The organism is Moritella sp. 5 (genome assembly GCF_018219455.1).
Classification (GTDB): Bacteria; Pseudomonadota; Gammaproteobacteria; order Enterobacterales; family Moritellaceae; genus Moritella.
Map to the genome: position 1 here is coordinate 455959 of NZ_CP056122.1, position 19610 is coordinate 475568.

Here is a 19610-nt window from a genome sequence, read left to right on the forward strand (position 1 = left end):
ACTCACAATCATGTATAATTGCACTCAAGAAATTAGGCTCGTTTATATCTCTAGTTCAGTAAGTCTAGGATTTATTGATTACTGTTATATAATGTTTATATAGGTTAAACCCTGGTTTTTTATTTTTTTTTTAACTACATTTATACAGGGTATTATTATGTCTAATACAGTAATCGGTAAAGTAAAATTCTTCAATGAAGCTAAAGGTTTCGGTTTTATTGAGCAAGAAAATGGTCCTGATGTTTTCGTTCATTTCAGCTCTATCTTAGTTGATGGCTTTAAAGTTCTAACTGACGGTCAAAAAGTTGAGTTCACTGTTGGTCAAGGCCAAAAAGGTCCTCAAGCTGAGAATGTTAAACCTCTATAAGAGTTTATCATTAGTTGCTTGAAAGATATTAAAGGGTGAACTTGGTTCACTCTTTTTATTAAAGAAAAAATAATTATTCGTATCACTCTTCAATAAATAACATCCACTTACCGAACTTTTGGATTTCGCTTCTTATTTTATCGCTTAGTATTTTTATTCTATTCTGTTACTAATTCTTTACTTAATTGCAATAATTAATATTATACACTATTAAAGTGTCATAACGTTTTTTGAGTTTAGATGATTATTCCTCTGTGGTCAGTCGTTACATCGTTCTAGTCTTTATGCGCCTAATTTGGTAACTAATATGCTTTCCGGTCCAGTTTCCTGTCCATCAATTATGACTTGTTATTCAGGCTCTAAAGAGATTTTGAAAGTGGTTATACGTAGCAAAATTTGTGAATATTAGTTGTGCTGGATGGTCCGCTCAGGTGGATGATGGGCAGTAACAGCACCTATCTTTATCCCAATGTTAATGCTAGTTGGTTATGCACCTGAAACGATCCAAGCAGCATACCGTATTGGTGATTCAGCAACGAATATTATCACGCCTATGATGAGCTACTTCGGTCTTATTCTTGCTGTTGCAACGCGTTATATGAAGAACCTAGGTATCGGTACACTGATCGCGACTATGCTACCTTACTCAATCTGCTTCCTAGTAGGTTGGAGTGTTCTATTCTACCTTTGGGTATTTGTATTTGGTCTACCAGTTGGTCCTGGTGCGGCAACTTATTATACGCCTTAAGCTTTATGACTTTAATCATTTAGCTTAGGTGAAAGCCTAAGTGTTAAGTGACCCGCAATAGTTGGATAACCAATTGTTACGGGTCTTTTTTTATGCGTTTTATGTTGTTTGCTTTAATTTTGAACAGTTGCTTTGGTGATATTGAGAAACGCCTTGCTTGGCATCGTTTGCTATGTATAATGTTGACCTATGCCCGAGTGGTGAAATCGGTAGACGCGGTGGATTCAAAATCCTCTTCCGAAAGGAGTGACGGTTCAAGTCCGTCCTCGGGCACCATATTTAAGTAATAGAGCCTCAACGAAAGTTGGGGCTTTGTTGTTTCTGGCACAATCCTATTTATTTATAAAATAAGTTACCTCGTATTTCCTTAAGTTATATCCTCAAAAATACTCAGCAATAAACTCACTTTATTACCCTTAGAAAACTTGCTCCTGTCCATATCCGGTACTTTCGCATGCAGAATCTGTGCGTAAGGCAATCTCACTAGATCCAAGGCTGTCCTGTACTTTGAGGATTGTTAGTTTCGCTGGTGGTTGTAACTGGCAGTATTAGCATTAAGTTAGGTTGGGTGGGATTCCGGTACTTTACGGTCCATTTCTTGTCCTTTAGAATTGGTATGCGTAATTTGCTTATTTATTAATTTTGAAAGTCGTCACGTCTTTTTTCGTAATTGGTTATCGTGGGAAGTGTCTATGCCATATGGGGTTGTGGCATGTGTGTGATTAGCGCGTAGGGGATAGATAATAAGTAACATGCACTACCTTTATTATCTTCTGAGCTATATTTGTATGGATTTTAAAAAATATTAATTAGGTATTGACTTTATATCAGCGACTTAGCTATTCTTTATGACGGGTTGAGGCATACCAATGGTAAGTATTGTACTTCTGCGAACAAAGCTCTCAAGAACATAATATGTATTCCTAGAATTAATATTGTTCCTATTCAGTTAAACCGTTTTGCCAACTAAGAAGTACACCGTATACGCGGGGCATGAGTATATTTAACTGAACTGAACTTTCATTATTTTAAAGGATTAGAATATGTACAATAGTAATTTATCTGCACCAGCTTCTTATCTACCCTTACAAAATTTTCACATCGTCGAGATCACAGATCTTGAGCCATCTAGTATTAAAGCTTCAATAAAGAAAGCAAAGAAAAAAACATGTGATAGAGAGCCTATAAAACACACCACGTTACTGAATGCAGTAACGAAGATGCTTGGTATTAAAGGCGGCTTTCCTGCATATCAAAGAGTCTATGATTCAGAGCTTGTTCCATTTCTAAATAAGCATGGAATGAAAAAAAGAGTTGATTTGTTAAAGCAGCGTTTAAAAGGGTTTGACACCCTCCTAACAGATATCACCCATCAGGATCTTTCTGAAAGATTATTTTATTCTGGTCACCCTTTACCTGAAAAAATATTCACTGGTTACAATTTTGACTATAAGCATACTATTGATGATGGGCATAATTACTTTCCTAGAATATTTGATAATCTGTCTGGTCAAAGTCCAATGGGTTTGAAAAATAATAAAGGCTTTGGGATACCTATAGAGTTCGAGTTAGAAAAAGATATCGTAGAGCATAATATAAAGATTGCGCGTGCTAATCCTAGTCTTATTCCTGATTGTAAATATGACAAAAGACCATTAAGAAGTTTTTTCGATATTACAGCTGGTAATAATTATGTAGCAGATAGGAACGCTATACAAGCTGGTGTCGACAGATATAATTGCTTTTCGAATAGAACGTTAATGGACGTTGTTGTTGGTAGTTTTATGGTATCCCTAGACTTTTCATTTAACTTACTCGGTGACTCTTTAATGGAACCGAACCAACGATCTAGTCAAGTTGAAATATATTTGGAAAATCCAGATAAAGTAGCTTTGAATAAGGTTAAGGAGTTGCCCACGCTAAAGTTTAATTTGTTTCGGGAGCGGATTGAGCAGAGTGAAAATGGTTGGGTTGATGTGATTCCCTTTAACAACAACTTAATTTTTCTAAGAGGTGATGATGGACAATACGATTTTGTATTTAAGAATCAGCGAGATGAAATTTTTGAACATCAAATTTTTGGTAAAGCATTAAAACGTGCCGATATCCCCTCGTGTATATCAGATTATCAGTTTCTTCGTTGGCATTATTTTGAGTATCAAGGCTGGCGTCAGATGGATAGACATTGTGCAGAAAATTTATATTATGAAAAAGGGCATTATCAATATAACTACCCAGGACAGGATGTAGTCCTTCAAGATTATTATAAAGACAAGGGGGGTTTTGTACCTAAGAAGTTAAGAACGGGTAAACGGCTTGCCTGTTTTAATGAAGTTTTGCTAGGTGGAAAACGATTGATGGTATCTCAGCTTATCACTATTGACGATTTAAATCGTTTCGCGATTTCAAGAGCTGATTATATGGAATACAGAATAGGAGATAATTTGGATTCTGTTAACAATGAAGATGATTCTACATTACCAGTCTCAGTCACTTGGTTTGATGTTCTTGCTTATTTAAACTGGTTTGAAGCTAATACCGAAATACCAGCTAGGTTATTAACTGTTAATGAATATGAATTGATTAGAGCAGAAGAAAAAATATCCAAAACACAAAAAAATACAGCTTCAGATTTAAAATTTGTAGATCGTGATGGTAAAGTGTTTCCTGAACACCCTGCATATATGGCTGAGGGTGAATTTCAAGCATTGGATTTAAAGTTTGGTAATATAGATAAGCATATTAATAGCTTTGGGCTTGAATTTATGCAATCAAATTATTTTGCTGAATGGCTGATGGAAGGAACTAGTATTCGTTCTGGAAATTTAAAAAGTTTTTATAATAATGATCATATTATTCGTTGTTGCCCCCCCAAAAGTAACACTGGTAAATATAAAGGTATTAAGACAGGCTTTCGAATTTGCTATGAGCTAGAAGAATAATCACTACCTGATAAGTTTACAAATTGAAGAGAATAAAGTTTATTACATTAAGTACGGTCGAGGGGCTGTTATTGGCGTTGCTAATGAATCTTTAAAGGATGGTTACGGCTCTGTATATGATGTTATCTGATCCTTAAATTCATGTACACAAGAGCCTGCGTTAATAGAATCTATAGAGTTTATTGATGACTACGTAATATTCGATATTATCATTTCTATATCTCGGGACTTTATGGGGGGGATCTCTGTGAATATAAAGCAACAAAGAAAATTCCATTATCACAAATTACGTTTCAATCACGCTCTATATAAAAACCTATCGTAACTAACCGATATTCAAAAACATATTAATACCTTATATTTCTAATCAACGAGGTATTAATATGACCATCAATAGCACTAACCCCATCACCACCAAAAAATTTAAATTCACCAGCGCCAATCTAAAATCTCTTCCCGCCAACCCAGCAAATTCATCATCAACAGAACTTGAAGTATCTGATACTGAAATCATCGGCTTGAAATGTCTATCCGGTAAAACAGGTAATAAACGTTTCCTATTACGTTACAAATTTAACAGTTGTAAATGCAGTATTACTATCGGGCGTTTTCCTAATATTGATATTAACCAAGCTAGAAATGTAGATCGCAAGTATAAGGGTATGATCGCTGATTGTATTGACCCTAAAGCTGAACGTGACAATCAGGTTGATTATCCAATCGTTAAATCATTCTTCTACGATAGCTACTTACCCTTGGCTAAACGTCGTAAGAAAACTTGGATTTGGATGAAAGTGATTCAGGAGCTCTGTGGTACTAGATATAATTAGTCAGAAGTTGATTTGTGGAGTTATTCCTGTGTGCATCAACAGCTAACTAGATCCAACACAATCCCAAATAATGAACAAGAGTATCCAATAAGATCCTAGTGTTTATAATCACTGTAAAGGCGTCTCAAGGAATTCAAAATCCTCTTCCGAAAGGAGTGACGGTTCAAGTCCGTCCTCGGGCACCATATTTAAGTAATAGAGCCTCAACGAAAGTTGGGGCTTTGTTGTATCTGGCACAATGAAAAGCTCCAACTAACTTTCCTTACGTTATATCCTCAGAAATATTCAGCAATAAACTCACGTTATTACCCTTAGAAAACTTGCTCTTGTCCATATCCGGTACTTTACGGTCCATTTCTTGTCCTTTGGAATTAGCATGCGTAATTGGTAGGTTTATTGATGGTGAAGGTTGCTACGTTATTATGTTGAAATTGGTAAATGTGGCTTGCGCTTATGTCATATGGTGTTGTGGTTGATGTGTGATGTGCAGGTAGGGGGTAGATAACAAGTAACACACATGACTTACGATAATGCTATCAGCATAATCTCAAGAATAATGACATTATGATGCCTAAGCAGCAAAGGAAGAGCCACCCTTTTCTCGACCAGAGAAAAATCGACGATAAACGGTATCCCATCGCCCAAAGTATTTAGGTTAATCACGCCATGGCGACCTCTTTTTTTTGCGAAGTAAATTATATGAGGTTGCAACTTATATTTACAATGTCACCAAAGATCGACAGCCCCTAGGCATAACTCGAAAGAAAAGTTATGGATCACCTTAAATTACGAGTTTAAGTCATTTATTTTTTGAGTGAAAGTCACCTTCATCTGATATTGGTGGGCCCATTGATAACGAATTGATAGCATCGCAGTTGCTTTTTACACCCAGCGAAGCGTTTTCACATCATACAAAAAAGTACTTGTAAGTACTTGTAAGAACTTGTAAGAACTTAATTTATGTATTGAATATTACTCAAATTAAGTGTAAATTCACCGCCCTTAATTAATATGAAAATCATTATCATTATCATTATCATTTGCATTAAAGGCAGAGTATGTCCCACAATTTCCAATTTTCTCGTAGATCAATATCAATGGTAGTGTTTATCAGCACACTGTTAGTACTAAATGGTTGCAAGGATAACCGCTTCCTATCATCTACACCACAGCCTGCACCAGAGCCTGCACCAAAGCCTGCACCAGAGCCTACACCACAGTCCAAAATGTTGGAGGAAGCATTTACTTTCTCAGCTAAAGTAACCCATGATGAAGCTGCAGGAAGCACTTTTACTGTCTCCCAACCCAGCACTAAGTTGGCAATAGTGGGTACGGTAGATAATGATTCTCGTATTAATGTGACCGTTCCGGTCGGTACAAATATTGAGCACCCTTTACAGATCAGTGTCTCGCTGAATGTAGATACATTTAAGTACCTGAGTGAGAACGTCAAGACTCTCAGTAAAATTACCGAAAACCAAGCAGCTTCTCAATTAGCCAGAGCCGACCTATCTATCAAGAACCAAGAGGAGGCTTCTTCGCCTGTTGTTGAAGTGAGCTTACAGTCAACCGCTGAATTTGCTCAGGCAGATACAGATCTAAATGGATGGCTATCTATAAAGGAAATCCAGATCAAGCGTAGTGGCAGTGCTCAAAATGACTATTTAACACAAGTAAAAGATTTGATGATTGCCGCAGAAGTGGCTCGCGAGAATCCATCAAAGCTCTATTATAAAACTACCTATGAAATGATGGCTAAATTCCAAGTGGATAAAATGGCTAAGAATGCTTTCTTTGCCACCAACAGCACTCTAATTCAAGCTGCACGAAAGTCATTATTCAATCAAGCAAGCACACCCAATGACGAAACTAGTGACTTCCTGCGCTTGGATAGCAGCGGCTGGCCTCTTAGTGATCAAACGCTAACCTATAATGAACAACCTTGGTCATGCGTTGATGATATTCGACGAGTTAAAATCAGTGACTATGGGATCCGGCTCTGGAATACTAGTGAACGGGCAGAAAAGAACTCGACCAAAGAGGATCTCGGTACTACTATTCAAACGATCAATGATTCGGAAGTATGTAAGAAATCGAATTGGCGCCTCCCTTCAGTTACTGAGCTATCAGCACTATTTTCTGACACTGATGTCAAGTTTCCAAATACATTTCCGAGCCTAGATATATCCGCTCGATACTGGGCAACAGATGAAGATAGCCAGCAGGTGCTTGTCTCTTTTTCATCAGGTGGTGAGGTAATAGCACAACCGACAGAAGAAGATAATGGAATAGCTCTGCTGTATAGCTTTGAGTCCTATGATGTATGGTCCAATATCAGTTCAATTAATACACCCGTTGATCTAGTCGAACTACGAAAGGTCTATTCACAGTCTCCGTCAGCCTGGCCGGAGCCGAGAGTCGCTGAAGGAGTGGAGTGGCAAGAGTTAGGTCTACGTCCGGCGGTGCCATTTCCTGCTGATAACCCCTACTCTAAAGAAAAAGTGACTCTTGGAAGAACCTTGTTTTTCGATAAAACTCTTTCTAAGGACAACACTCTTTCTTGTGCAAGTTGTCACGATCCGGCCAAAGGATGGGCTGATGGTTTAACTACTGCAATTGGTATTGATGGTCAAAAAGGGTCAAGAAATACGCCAACCATCATCAATACGGCCTACTATGACACCTTGTTTTTAGATGGGCGTGTCGGAACGCTGGAAGAACAATCTTTACATCCAATTGCTAACCCCATTGAAATGGGCCAACCTCTCGATGAACTGCTGCTAAAATTGGATCAAAAACTGCAGTATCCGGCGTTATTTAATGCAGCATTTGGTGATACAACCATAACCCTTGACCGGATTGCTAAAGCAATTGCCACCTTCGAGCGAACAATCATCAGTAAAGACAGTGCCTTTGATCAGTTTCTGGAAGGGGATACAAATGCATTGACCGATCAACAATTGCATGGACTGCACCTTTTCCGAACCAAAGCACGCTGCATGAATTGTCATAGTGGCTCGATGATGAGCAATAATAAGTTCGAGAACATTGGCTTAACTTATTATGGTCGCAAATTCGAAGACCGTGGTCGTTATAGTGTGACATTCAAACCTGAAGATATGGGCCGGTTCAGAGTACCGATGCTACGAGATATCAAAGCAACAGACCCAACGACTCACCTTGGTTTCTTCAAGCTCATGTGGACGATTCCTAATTTCAAAGCTTTTGGGTTGTTGGCAATGTATAACAACGGCATGACAAGAAACCGTAGTGGCAACTTCCCACAATATGAATCTAAATATGATAGTAACTTTCCTACTGTTTCTCCGCTAATAGAACGACTTGGCATGACATTAGCAGAACTCCAAGCTCTTGATTCTTTCATGTCTGCTATTTCTGCTGATGTACGCACAGATAGTGCAACGCCGGAAGAGATGGGGATCACTTCGGTTGAGCTATAGTGACTAACACTTTCCGTGTATTGCGGCGTTAAAAGTTGACGCCGCATTTCCCCATAACCTGCCCCAGCACTTTGGAAAGTTGGTATGGATAACGCTAAAGCAGATGCAGCTTTATATTTATTAACAGGCTTTTTATAAAAGCTGAAGGTTGAAAACCCAGGGCGTGAATTAATGCGTTTACATAACTTAACTCGCGATAAGCGAGTTTGTGATCGTATAAAACCTAGTAATAACTACACCACAAAATGACAGTCACCATAAATAGGTGACTGTCAGAAGAAATCTTATTAGTATGTCGAATATAACTTTAATTTGAATAAACGTACTTGTATGTAAAGTTACGCCTAATTATTGGAACTATATGCTTAACTTGGTCTCTGGGGACAACAGTAATATTTAATATTTGAGAATCGTTAAATGTAGCATCTATTAGGATATGTAAGTAAGTAGATGGCTTTTCATCATCATCGCGACATTCAAACCTTGGAAAGTCCTTACCGTCAAAGTGTCCTTTTGATGTTTCGTCATACAAAATACCATCAATTTCAATCCCTCGGTAATTACTAATTAATTCGTCACAATTTAAGTTTTGCTCAAAGAAAAAATCGATTTCTGTTCCAGGCGCAAATTCAGGTTCGCCAATATAGAAAGTATGCGCGTACACGCCTGTATTTGATTGTGTGAATATATCATTGATCCATAAAGTCTCACGTTGTAAACCCAGATCGTTTCTGTGTTGAGTAATGAGGCGCGCTTCAATAATAGAAGATTGCTCTGATGCACTAAATGCACTGTACTCTTCATCCTCATTATTTTGCTCATACCGACTTATCACATAATGGTTAATATTATCTTCGTTTAATAGCGTTAAGGTGAAATCACCATTAATACTTATAATGGATATAATATTATTTTGTATTGTATAGGTCCCACTTGCTTTGGCTGTGATTGAACCGCAAGTTGTAGTCGATAAATCATTACCCAAATAAAATTCACCTGATTGTAGATTACCTACTAGCTTGAAAGTCTGGCAATAATTAGCTGTCATACTTTGTTTTGGAGATTCAGCAAAGTATAAATTTTTATTTAGTAAAGAAGTTGGGGTTATCGAGATAAGTGGCTCTGGAGTTGGTTCAACAGTTGCGTCTTGGATCATTAATGTAAACTCAGCTTGAGCTAGTATACTATTAATATGATCACTGGCCGTAAGGGTTATTGTTACAGCACCATTAGTTTTTGGTTTACCTATGATTGAAAGATTCCCGCCATCGATATTAACAAAAAGGTCTTCAGTTGATATTTTAAATGTAAACTCTAGAATATCGCCATCTAAATCAGTAAATAAATTTGTTGCATCAACAGCTTCATTGATCTGTTGACCTTGTTCAAAAATTAGTGACGAAAGCTGCTGTTGTATTTGATCGCGAACCTTTTTGTTAACTGTAGGCTCTTTATTTGAAGATTTTACTGTAAGAATAAATTCAAGAGGGAGAGAGCTACTATATCCATCATGTGCAAATACTTGGTATTTAAATACACCAGTTTTTTCAGGAACGCCTGTAATAATACCGTTAGTTTTATCGATAGTTATTCCATTGCTTCCATCTGTTGATATTAGAATATAGGTTAACGTGTCGTTGTCATTATTAGAAAAATATTTTGTAATACTGAATTCCTGCAAAGCGAACCCAAATTCGACTGATTGTGCTTTTAGATTGTTTGTTACGTTAGGACGCTCATTAGGGCTTACAGTTAAAGGATATCCAGCATCTTCTAGCAAAACGACAGGGGATAAATTATCTAACGGCTGTTCATTTTCGATCATATCACTTGTTAATTCGGCAACTTTTTTTGCTATCTCTAGCTGCGTAGATATTGGTTGCTCAATGTAGTCTACAAGTACTTCACCTATCACATTAAGGGCTGCGGCTTCATTGGACTCCACTTTTAAATAATCACCAAAAACAAGTGCTTCATCGACATTTAATTTAGATGTATCGTTTATTGTATTCAAAATCAGCTGTTTAGCTTCGATAATCAATAGGCTAGAATCAGCTGTTAATTTTTTACAACCATATTTGTCATCGGATTCACAACCAGTGGCCCTTTGTTGTTCCCAGCTGGTGCTTTAAGTTCAAACCCTTTGGTGACAATGCCACGTGTCGTATCAACAGTTCGGTCTGTTATTGCTTTTACGCATATAGCAAGGCCTTTATACTGGCTATCTATTTCTACTGTTCCATCGATACTGGTCTCAGAATTAGTATTTACTTCACAGCCATTATTTAAGTTTCCATCTTTATCGACCCAAACTTGAGCTTTATGTAAATAACCATCGATGGCAGTAACTATTACACCATCAGATACGGTATTCTGCTCACTTGTATTTGAGCCACCAGAGCCTTCGCAACCAGTTAAGGCTACAGCGATTAATATAGGCAAAAAATTAAATTTTTTCATCATTATCATCCATGAATTTGAGCGTTGACAATGTCAAATTCTGTATTTGTCATTTGTCATAAGTATTGTGTCGATATATTTTAAATAGGCTGAATTATACCATTGTAATTTAATGTAAAGAAGCTTTAGTACCCATTTAGGGGTTGTTGTGTTGCGGAGTTGTTGTATCTGGTACTTTACGGTCCTCTTCTTGTCTTTTGGAATTGGTTTTATTTAATTGTGTAATTAATTCAATAGATTATATTTAGATTGCATTTTTTGTATTGGCTTATGTATTATTGGTTAAATTATTCTAAATGGTACGTAATTCAGATGAAAACTCTTTCTACATTAGCCTTAGTTGTTAGTTCCGTTATTCTTTCGGGTTGTGTTAGTACAAAATATATAGATACTCCTGTACAACCAATAGAAGTCAAAATCGCAGCATATAATCTTTCATTTGATCGTGATTCATTCGAAGCTCTTGTCGCTGAGATGCAAGTTACACCTGCAAAACAAAAAGAACTTGTCACTGCTTACTTGGACGGCTCAATTGCGGATGCTGATAAAGAAATTGCAGAAAACGTTATCCAAATTCGTAATGTTGCTGCTGTTATCCAGAAGAATCGTCCTAGTGTGCTTATGATGGCGGAGTACAATAATGATGGTATTGGTGAAGATAAATCAGCACTCATTGGTTTTCAAGATAATTACTTATCTATAGCCCAAAGTATCGATGGTGCTGGTGGGGAAGCTAATCTTGATCCAATTACATTCCCATATTTTGAGTCATATTCAACAAACACTGGCCTATCTAGCGGTCTCGACCTAAACAATGATGGTCACATTGGAGGCCCCGGTGATGCTTGGGGGTTTGGTATGTATCATGGTCAATATGCGTTCGCGCTGATGTCTCAGTATAAGATTGATTCTGAGAATACACGTACTTTCCAGACGTTCAAATGGAAAGATCTTGCAGGTGAAAAAATTCCAACGATCACTATTTGTGACGGTTCACAGGCTATCCCTAATAGCATGAACTGCGGCGATAAATGGTATTCTTCTGAAGAGTGGGAGGAGGTTCGCCTTTCTTCTAAGAACCATGTAGATGCTCCAATTATTATTCCAACAGCTAACGGTGATGAAGTTATTCACCTTCTAATGTCTCACCCCACGCCTCCAGTATTCGATCCAGGTAAAAATAAATCTCAAAATGCTGCTGAAGTTAAGTTTTGGAATCAATATATTCAAGGTAAAGACTTCTTCTACGACGATGCTGGTCAGAATGGAGGGTTAGCCGACGATGCTAAATTCGTTATTATGGGTGATCAAAATCTTGACCCAGTAGCTGGAGATGGCGAGAGTGATGTAATGCAAGCACTTCATGATGATCCTTTAGTAAACCAGAGTGTGATGAATGGTGAATTGTATCCAACTAGCTATGGTGCATCAGAGCATGCAACAGATAAAAGGCTTAGTCATCCAAAACCGAGCCGTATATCTTCAACATTCGGACTTGCAGTTGATTACGCTATACCTTCTGCAAACTTGAATGTTATTGACGCTGGTGTTTATTGGTCTGCATCTTACGAGGAGGGACGTAAGTTATTCAATGATGATCGTCTTGGTCAATATGGTGACAGTAAATCAGTTTCTTCAGATCACCGTATGATTTGGATTAAAGCTAAACTGCAATAATTGTAGCAGTCAGCGAAAAATAGCAATACATTTAAGGTGTATTGCTATTTTTATAGAAATTATCAGGCTTTGTTGCATCTAGCACAATCCTATTTATTTCCAAAATAAGTTACCTGCATTTTCTTAATTAATATCCCTAAACTTAGTCCTAAAATCGCGCCAATAAACTTAACTATTTCTCTCTATACACTTAACCTTCGAATCGTGAATACCATTGTTATAATCTAGCTTACCTATCCTATAGCAAATATATCGACTAAGATTAGTTTTAGCTTGTTATGTCCTTGCTTTGCCTTTTAAACCCTCGTTTAACCAGATTAATTTGTAAACTTGGGCGTAAATTTAAGAGAGAGAATTAAGCTGATGAAATCAGATCAAGAACTATCAACCGTAACGCGTTTATTGCATATCATTGTTGCTGTCGCCATGATTGGATTGATCATAGTTGGTATCTATATGACCGAAAATAAAGCTTACCCTTTGTATAATATTCATAAGTCGTTGGGTTTTTTAGTTTTATTTATTGCCTTTATCCGTATCGTTTGGCGTATTAGGGAGGGTTGGCCATCAGAGGTTGCTGGAGGCAAGGCGATTGAACATATTGCAGCAAAGGTGATTCATTGGGTTTTAATTATCTCAACACTGCTCTTTCCTATATCAGGTTTGATGATGTCAGTAGGCGGTGGTCATGGTTTATCTGTTTTTGGATTAGAGTTGATTGCAGGCAGTATTGATCCTGTAACTGAAAAGCCGATGGTGTTAAATGAAAGCGTTGTGAGTATAGGTAGTTATATACATAGCACCTTAATGCCGATAATTATTTTTGCTATTGTTATGCATGTCGTCGGGGCCTTGAAACATCATTATATTGATAAAGACAGCACGCTGAAACGCATGTTCTGGTTTAAGAAGTAGCTTGAGTTGGTATATGTAATTTGATAGACGTATTAATAGTGAAGGCTATAACGTGATTATTTCGTTATTGGTTATTGTGGGAAGTGTAGGGTGTTGTAGTGATGATGTCAGTTTAAATAGCTGCAACTAAAAGTAGAGCATCGAGTTAATAGAAACCTATTAACTCGATGTAGAGTAAGTTAACTGTGTTTCATTTAGTTAATTAATACTTCTTTACGCGAGGCGTTTAGACTTTCAGTATGAACAGCATGTTTTTCTTTTTTGTCAGCTGATTTTTCAAATACTGCTTTGAATAGATCAAGAATAAACATCCATACAATACCGTAGACAACAACAATACCAATTGCTTCCCAGCTTATTGGTGCCATTAGGAAGCCCACTTTAGCGATGATAATTGCAAGGACCTGTGTGCCAAAAGTTGCAATTAATAGCGGTTTTGATGGACGCGGTTTAGCCCAGAAATGGTTTTTACTACGAACAACGAATAGTAGTAGGTGACCAGCAATAACGAGTTGTAAGAACAACATTGTTTGAATCGGCGCTGACGTTGAATATAATTGTTGTGCAATAGCCATTAGTCCAAAGTTTTGAGCAACAGATACAACACCAAGAATTGACGATAATGTGAGAACACGCTTGAGATTCCATTTGACGGGGAAGCGCTCGACACCTGCGTTATCATAGGCAATTGTCATGATAGGAAGATCATCAAACAAAGCAAGTAATACAATCATTACAGCGCTCAGTGGTGAAAAATCCAAGAACAAGACAGACAGTGTCACGAACAACATGATGTTAATTGTCATCGCGACGCGGTATTTCACGTAAGAGATAATTTTTTGGAAGATTTTTCTAGATTCTTCTACAGCATCAATAATAACGGACAAACCAGGTAAGGTTAAGATTAAATCCGCTGCACCACGTGCGGCATCAGTTGCACCGTCAACAGCGATACCGATATCTGCTTGTTTTAATGCTGGCGCATCGTTGACACCATCACCTGTCATTGCGACAACGTGACCCATGTCTTGTAGACGTTTTACAATTTCGTATTTATGCTCAGGGAAAACACGTGCGAAACCACCTGCGTTTTCAATTTTTTCATTAATTTCGTTTTCAGATAGTTCGCCATGGAAAAGGTCTGAAGCAGCGAGCATATTAGTACTAAGATCAAGTTGTCTTGAAATTTCTTTACCAATAGCCAAGTCATCACCAGTGACCATTCGAACATCGATACCACGAGCACGGGCTTCATCAACAGTGTGCTTTGTATCATGACGCGGTGGATCGTATAACGAAAGTATACCGACTAATACAAATTTCTCTGGGTTTTCAGGATAACTACGAGCCACACCTAGGCCGCGTAATCCTCGACTTGCTAATTCATCTACATTACCTAATGCTTTAGTTCGTTCTTCATCGGACATATCACATAAATCGATGATGATTTGTGGTGCCCCTTTTAGTACTCTGTATTGACCCTCGTCAGAATCGATAAGTGCTTCAGTACGTTTTCTTGTTGGATCAAAAGGCGTAAAATCAAGCTGTTTAATTTTAGCTATTTCTTCTTTACCGACCGCATCCATGATGACGTTTTCAATTGCGTCTGAACTGTTAAAGTTACACGCTTGAGAAGCTATTAAAGTAAGTTCTGATTCGTTTTTAGCATTAAATAATACAGGCGATGTTAACGTTAATTCATTCAGCGTTAATGTACCTGTTTTATCTGAACAAAGAATATCCACAGAAGCCATTTCTTCAATTGCAGATAGCTTAGTTACAATCGCTTTTTTCTTCGATAGCATAAATGCACCGAGGGCCATTGTTACTGATAATACCGCTGGCATAGCAACCGGAATTGAAGCCACGATCAGAATTAATACCATCTCTATTACATCAAGCGGTGATTTATTACTTATCACTAATTCTTTGAAGATGATTGTAGCAGCAAGAATTAAAGAACCATAAATGAGGAACCTACCAATAGCCATGACAGAGTTTTGGAAGTGTGATTCGTTACCAGCAGAGCTAACAAGTGTAGCTGTTCTACCAAAGAATGTATTACCACCAGTTTTATCAACGATACATACCATACTACCTTGTTTTACAATAGTACCGGAGTAAATCTCTTCGCCTGGATGGCGCATTACAGGAAGTGATTCGCCTGTTAATGCTGCTTGGTCTACACTAACGTATTGGCCTTCCAATGTGATCAAATCGGCAGGGATAATATCACCGTTTTCGATTTGAACAATATCGCCGGGAACAAGTTCTGCGGCTTCGATGTCTATCCATTTCCCGTCACGCATTACACGCGATTCTAAAGCCATTGAATTTTTTAATGCAGCAAGCGCACTTTGTGCTTTACCGTGTTGCATGAATTCAATAAATACATTCAGAAGTAGCATGAATGAAATAATAGCGAAATCAGACCAATGCTGAATAATCGCGGATAGAATTGCAGCAGCTTCAACCATCCAAGGTATTGGCCCCCAAAATCCGGCAAGCAAAACTTTCCAACGACTTTCTTCTTTTTCTTCGATCGCATTTCGACCGAATTTTGCGAGTCGCTCTGTGGCCTCTTTATTTGTTAACCCATCTTTAGATGTACCATGCTCTTTTAATTTGACTTTTAAGTCTATGATTTCACTTTCTTTGTCACTCATAGGTTTGCCTGTGTCATAAAGTTTTAATTACATGCAATTGACTGTTTTTTATCTTCCGTATTGATTGTTATCCATTTTATAATTGCTCGTTTTATTTATTTTTATACGGTTTAAATATTGCTACCGCTTTCGATTTGGCTTGCGCGGGTGTTTCAAGTGAAACCACCTTACTCTTGTTGAGAGACGTTATCAATGAACTTGTCGTTTTTTGTATTAATTAGTATTTTAATCAACTAGCGGCCTTGAATATAAAAACCGAGCTTCTGTCCATATCCGGTACTGTCACGTATAGAATTTGTGTGCGAGGAAATCTTAGTAGATCCAATTAGTACCTATACTTTGAGGGGGGGCGTTTTTCTGATGGCTGTAACTGTAGTATTAGCATGGATTTTGGTTCGGTGAGTTCTAGGTTTTACGGTCTAAACTCTGCCTTGGTTAGTTGTATTTAAGGTTGTACTTGGTTGATTTAAATGTAAATTATTGTATTTCATACCATTTAGTGGTAGTTTGGTTTATTCAATTTTATTCGCTAATGTCTCTAACTTATAAATATACATAACATCAAGCAGGACTCTATGAAAAAGATATTATTCTTAAGTGCATTATTGGTTTCAAATGTTGCTAATGCAGATTTAAATCTTGATTATAGGGCTTACAATACACCCGTTAACTATAACTTTGCAGAAGTCGAAGTCGGCCATAAAACTTATAAATCCGATGGTAATAAGGATAATATGAAAGTTATTTCTATCGGTAGTGAATTAATGCTGAATGAAAAAGTGATAATGAAATATTCATTTTCAGGTGAGAAAATAAATGATGTAGCAAAAATTATAAGCTTAAACATGGGGTTATTGTATAGGATCGCACTGGCTGAAAAAGTCGACGTTGTACTTGGTGGTGAAGTTGAGTTTGACTGGTTAGCGTTAGAAGGTGAAGATACAGATACTGATTATAGCTATGATAATTATGACATAGGTGCTCATCTTGGCCTCAGGTATGGCTTTACCGATAAATTTGAAGGCGTGACACAAGTTATTATATCTGATTCTTCTTCGCACTCATTAATAACAACACTCGTGACAACGAAGCTATCATATTATGTGACCAAAAATATTGGCGTTGGTGCTTTCTATACTGCAGGGTTTAATGATAAGTTTGATAGTACTTACGCTGGTGCTAATATTAAGGTTAGATTTTAATTAAAATAACAACGCCTACACCACCTTTCCTTTGTTCAAATACCTAAAAAATCTCTCTCAATACTAATTTAAATCCCGTAAATGCAGATTAATTCTAATTGTTATTGATTCTCATTAATAATCGAGTAAACTAAGTGTTATGTTATAACATAACGCTTGAGGTTTTAATGAAACAAGGCATACACCCGGATTATCAACAAGTCGCTTTTCACGATATAGCAGCAGATAAATATTTTATAGTTGGTTCAACGTTGAAAACGAATAGAACGGTAGACATTGACGGCACAACATATCCTTATGTGCCGCTGGATGTGTCAAGCGAATCGCATCCTTTTTATACGGGCAAACAAAAAACGATCCATAGTGATGGTCGTGTGGCACAGTTTAACCGCCGCTTTGGTGGATTAAAGAGCCAAAAGGAGGTTTAATATGAAGGTTTTAAGCTCACTTAAAAGTGCTAAGCAGAGGCACCCAGATTGCCAGATTGTGAAACGTCGTGGTCGTGTTTATGTTATTTGCAAAGCCAACCCCAGATTTAAAGCTGTTCAGGGAGGAACGAAAAAACGTGCTTAAGCTTTAATACCACTGTCGTTAAGTCATCTAACCTTATCTAAATGACAAAGCCTCAACACATGTTGGGGACTTGCTGTATCTGGCGCTAAGTCTTAAAACGACTACTTTTCATATCTAGTTCAAGTTTTTATAATCATTTGAGTGAGGACATTGGAGCCTATGCTGAGGTTGTCAATTATACGTAATAAAGAGATTGGTAAATGTTTTGCTAGCGGAAAAATAAAGAACTTATTAAATAGATGTTTACTGTATTTGTTTTTATAAACAACCTGATAATTGGCGCTTAAATGATTAAAAAGGTTCGCGGTGGCGTCGTCATTTACGTCTGTTATCCAAATAAACCCACCCTCGTTTAATTGCGCTTTTACGTTATTGATTACCTTTAATTGTTCGGCTTCTGAAAATTGTGCTATAGCGGTCGAAAATATAACGAGGTCGAATTTAATGCCTGCTTGCATTGGCTTAAGCAAGTCGTGGACAAAATAATGAATGTGCGGATTTTGATTTTGACATTCGTCAATGCTTTGCTTCTCAATGTCGCAGCCAAAAATAGATCTCGGTTCGAAATGCTCCCGTAACTCTCTGGTAAGCGCCCCCGTCCCGCAACCAGCATCTAAAATTTTAAGTTCTTCTAAGGACCGCTCGGCGTCAATAGCTCTAAATCCTCGCACGAACTCACGCTTACACATTAAGTCGATGTATAGATACGCCTCTTGTGTCCAATGGAACATTTCACGATTTCTCATAGTTGCCCTTAAATTATAATGATTTAGTAAAGAAGTCTTTCACCCATTTGCTATGGGCTATGCAGATGTTCCCTATGTCTGCAGCTAGAAAAGCTTATCAACTAAGGATCTAGCTGATAAGCGTATATAATCAAAGTAATAATCTGCTAATTTAATGCAGATTATTATTGATTATCTCAGTACAATAAGTGGCACTCGACAATTTTCAATCATACGCATGGTATTACTACCAAGGAAAAAGCTCCTCACCTTAGAATGAGAAAATGCACCCATCGCCACAAGCTGAATATCATGCTCTTTTTTGTAGTTCATTAGTGAAGAGGAAATATCGCCTTCAATATAAGAGCTAATGACTTTAAAACCTTCCTGCTTAAGCAGTTCTTGTGCTTGCTCAAATTTTTCCTTGTGCGCGTCTTCACTGTTTTTAATGGTGACTAAATGACATGTAAGCCCTTTGAGTAATCCGCCTTGAATGATGCGTTTTACTACTTTATCTGCTGTTTCACGCCCATCATAAGCCAACATGAAGTTAGTCGGTTCGGTAAAACCTTTTGGTGCAATAATGATCGAAGTGTGGACCTGACGAATGAGAGTTTCAATATGATAACCAAGCGCTTTAAAATCGCCTTGATGTCCATCCCCAGATCGTCCGACAACCATTAAGCGCGCATCTGCTTCTAAGGCAACTAATGCATCAACAAAATCGCCATGTTGTTGTTTATGCTCGATGTCTGTAAGACCTGCTGAGTTAGCTCTATTTACAGCGGCATCTAACATGTCATTTCCCAGCTGAATTTCAATTTTGCCACGCTGCTCATCAAGTTCTGCCATTTTATTAAGCAATGCTGAGCGAGCACCTAAACCAATAGAACCCGTTAAGTCATCTGCACCATGTTGTTGTTGCTTTTCGATTGTATGAAGAAAGAGAATACCGTTACTCAAGCGATTTGATGCCCAAATTGCAGTCTCACATACTGCTTTTGCTAAAGCAGAACCATCAATACATGCTATTATTTTGTTCAT

Annotated in this window: 14 protein-coding genes, 1 tRNA gene and 1 pseudogene; 11 read left to right on the top strand and 5 right to left on the bottom strand. The window is 37.6% G+C overall.

The annotated features are described in order from the left end of the window. Positions 1-157: 157 nt before the first annotated feature. From HWV01_RS02135 to HWV01_RS02160, 6 genes and pseudogenes are all read left to right on the top strand, one after another. The gene (locus HWV01_RS02135; protein WP_006030497.1) at positions 158-367 is read left to right on the top strand and encodes a cold-shock protein; all 210 of its coding nucleotides are present in this window, start codon (positions 158-160) and stop codon (positions 365-367) included. A 439-nt stretch (positions 368-806) separates the two neighbouring features. Beyond that, a pseudogene (locus HWV01_RS02140) lies at positions 807-1115 on the top strand (AbgT family transporter); the annotation flags it as partial. 191 nt (positions 1116-1306) lie between these two features. Further along, a tRNA-Leu gene (locus tag HWV01_RS02145) sits at positions 1307-1391 on the top strand. Between the two features lie 767 nt (positions 1392-2158). Then, positions 2159-4057 carry a hypothetical protein gene (locus tag HWV01_RS02150; RefSeq protein ID WP_211673866.1) on the top strand — a complete coding sequence of 633 codons (1899 nt, stop codon included), beginning with the start codon at positions 2159-2161 and terminating at the stop codon, positions 4055-4057. Between the two features lie 383 nt (positions 4058-4440). Further along, complete coding sequence (locus HWV01_RS02155; protein ID WP_211673867.1) at positions 4441-4887, top strand: Arm DNA-binding domain-containing protein; 447 nt, start codon at positions 4441-4443, stop codon at positions 4885-4887. A 1058-nt stretch (positions 4888-5945) separates the two neighbouring features. After that, complete coding sequence (locus HWV01_RS02160; RefSeq protein ID WP_211673868.1) at positions 5946-8348, top strand: cytochrome c peroxidase; 2403 nt, start codon at positions 5946-5948, stop codon at positions 8346-8348. 307 nt (positions 8349-8655) lie between these two features. On the opposite strand, the gene HWV01_RS02165 is transcribed toward HWV01_RS02160, so the two are convergent. Continuing rightward, the gene (locus HWV01_RS02165) at positions 8656-10389 is read right to left on the bottom strand and encodes a putative Ig domain-containing protein (RefSeq protein ID WP_211673869.1); all 1734 of its coding nucleotides are present in this window, start codon (positions 10387-10389) and stop codon (positions 8656-8658) included. Between the two features lie 17 nt (positions 10390-10406). Next, positions 10407-10811, bottom strand: coding sequence for a hypothetical protein (locus HWV01_RS02170; RefSeq protein WP_211673870.1), 405 nt, complete (start codon positions 10809-10811; stop codon positions 10407-10409). 309 nt (positions 10812-11120) lie between these two features. Here HWV01_RS02170 and HWV01_RS02175 point away from each other — a divergent pair, with 309 nt between their 5' ends. Together HWV01_RS02175 and HWV01_RS02180 are read left to right on the top strand one after the other, a co-directional pair. Next, positions 11121-12485, top strand: a complete 1365-nt coding sequence (locus HWV01_RS02175; protein WP_211673871.1) for an endonuclease/exonuclease/phosphatase family protein — start codon at positions 11121-11123, stop codon at positions 12483-12485. Between the two features lie 363 nt (positions 12486-12848). After that, complete coding sequence (locus HWV01_RS02180; protein WP_211673872.1) at positions 12849-13400, top strand: cytochrome b; 552 nt, start codon at positions 12849-12851, stop codon at positions 13398-13400. A gap of 194 nt (positions 13401-13594) precedes the next feature. Here the strand turns inward: HWV01_RS02180 and HWV01_RS02185 are convergent, their stop codons facing one another. Next, complete coding sequence (locus HWV01_RS02185) at positions 13595-16066, bottom strand: plasma-membrane proton-efflux P-type ATPase (RefSeq protein WP_211673873.1); 2472 nt, start codon at positions 16064-16066, stop codon at positions 13595-13597. Positions 16067-16641: 575 nt separating this feature from the next. Between HWV01_RS02185 and HWV01_RS02190 the strand changes: the two genes are divergently transcribed. From HWV01_RS02190 to ykgO, 3 genes are all read left to right on the top strand, one after another. Continuing rightward, positions 16642-17268 carry a hypothetical protein gene (locus HWV01_RS02190; protein ID WP_211673874.1) on the top strand — a complete coding sequence of 209 codons (627 nt, stop codon included), beginning with the start codon at positions 16642-16644 and terminating at the stop codon, positions 17266-17268. Between the two features lie 167 nt (positions 17269-17435). Beyond that, positions 17436-17696: a type B 50S ribosomal protein L31 gene (locus HWV01_RS02195; protein WP_211673875.1), complete on the top strand. Its 261-nt coding sequence runs from the start codon at positions 17436-17438 to the stop codon at positions 17694-17696. A 1-nt stretch (position 17697) separates the two neighbouring features. Beyond that, positions 17698-17841: a type B 50S ribosomal protein L36 gene (gene ykgO, locus HWV01_RS02200; protein WP_006030112.1), complete on the top strand. Its 144-nt coding sequence runs from the start codon at positions 17698-17700 to the stop codon at positions 17839-17841. A gap of 119 nt (positions 17842-17960) precedes the next feature. Here ykgO and HWV01_RS02205 read toward each other — a convergent pair whose 3' ends face one another. Together HWV01_RS02205 and HWV01_RS02210 are read right to left on the bottom strand one after the other, a co-directional pair. After that, positions 17961-18587, bottom strand: coding sequence for a class I SAM-dependent methyltransferase (locus HWV01_RS02205; RefSeq protein ID WP_211673876.1), 627 nt, complete (start codon positions 18585-18587; stop codon positions 17961-17963). 171 nt (positions 18588-18758) lie between these two features. Further along, positions 18759-19610, bottom strand: coding sequence for a universal stress protein (locus tag HWV01_RS02210; protein WP_211673877.1), 852 nt, complete (start codon positions 19608-19610; stop codon positions 18759-18761).

What these genes read in the sequence shown, in the direction of transcription:
- HWV01_RS02170 (WP_211673870.1), bottom strand. Translation starts at nt 10,811, where the DNA reads ATGATGAAAAAATTTAATTTTTTGCCTATATTAATCGCTGTAGCCTTA.
- HWV01_RS02185 (WP_211673873.1), bottom strand. Translation starts at nt 16,066, where the DNA reads ATGAGTGACAAAGAAAGTGAAATCATAGACTTAAAAGTCAAATTAAAA.
- HWV01_RS02205 (WP_211673876.1), bottom strand. Translation starts at nt 18,587, where the DNA reads ATGAGAAATCGTGAAATGTTCCATTGGACACAAGAGGCGTATCTATAC.
- HWV01_RS02190 (WP_211673874.1), top strand. Translation starts at nt 16,642, where the DNA reads ATGAAAAAGATATTATTCTTAAGTGCATTATTGGTTTCAAATGTTGCT.
- HWV01_RS02135 (WP_006030497.1), top strand. Translation starts at nt 158, where the DNA reads ATGTCTAATACAGTAATCGGTAAAGTAAAATTCTTCAATGAAGCTAAA.
- HWV01_RS02150 (WP_211673866.1), top strand. Translation starts at nt 2,159, where the DNA reads ATGTACAATAGTAATTTATCTGCACCAGCTTCTTATCTACCCTTACAA.
- HWV01_RS02155 (WP_211673867.1), top strand. Translation starts at nt 4,441, where the DNA reads ATGACCATCAATAGCACTAACCCCATCACCACCAAAAAATTTAAATTC.
- ykgO (WP_006030112.1), top strand. Translation starts at nt 17,698, where the DNA reads ATGAAGGTTTTAAGCTCACTTAAAAGTGCTAAGCAGAGGCACCCAGAT.
- HWV01_RS02160 (WP_211673868.1), top strand. Translation starts at nt 5,946, where the DNA reads ATGTCCCACAATTTCCAATTTTCTCGTAGATCAATATCAATGGTAGTG.
- HWV01_RS02180 (WP_211673872.1), top strand. Translation starts at nt 12,849, where the DNA reads ATGAAATCAGATCAAGAACTATCAACCGTAACGCGTTTATTGCATATC.
- HWV01_RS02175 (WP_211673871.1), top strand. Translation starts at nt 11,121, where the DNA reads ATGAAAACTCTTTCTACATTAGCCTTAGTTGTTAGTTCCGTTATTCTT.
- HWV01_RS02195 (WP_211673875.1), top strand. Translation starts at nt 17,436, where the DNA reads ATGAAACAAGGCATACACCCGGATTATCAACAAGTCGCTTTTCACGAT.
- HWV01_RS02210 (WP_211673877.1), bottom strand. Translation starts at nt 19,610, where the DNA reads ATGAACAAAATAATAGCATGTATTGATGGTTCTGCTTTAGCAAAAGCA.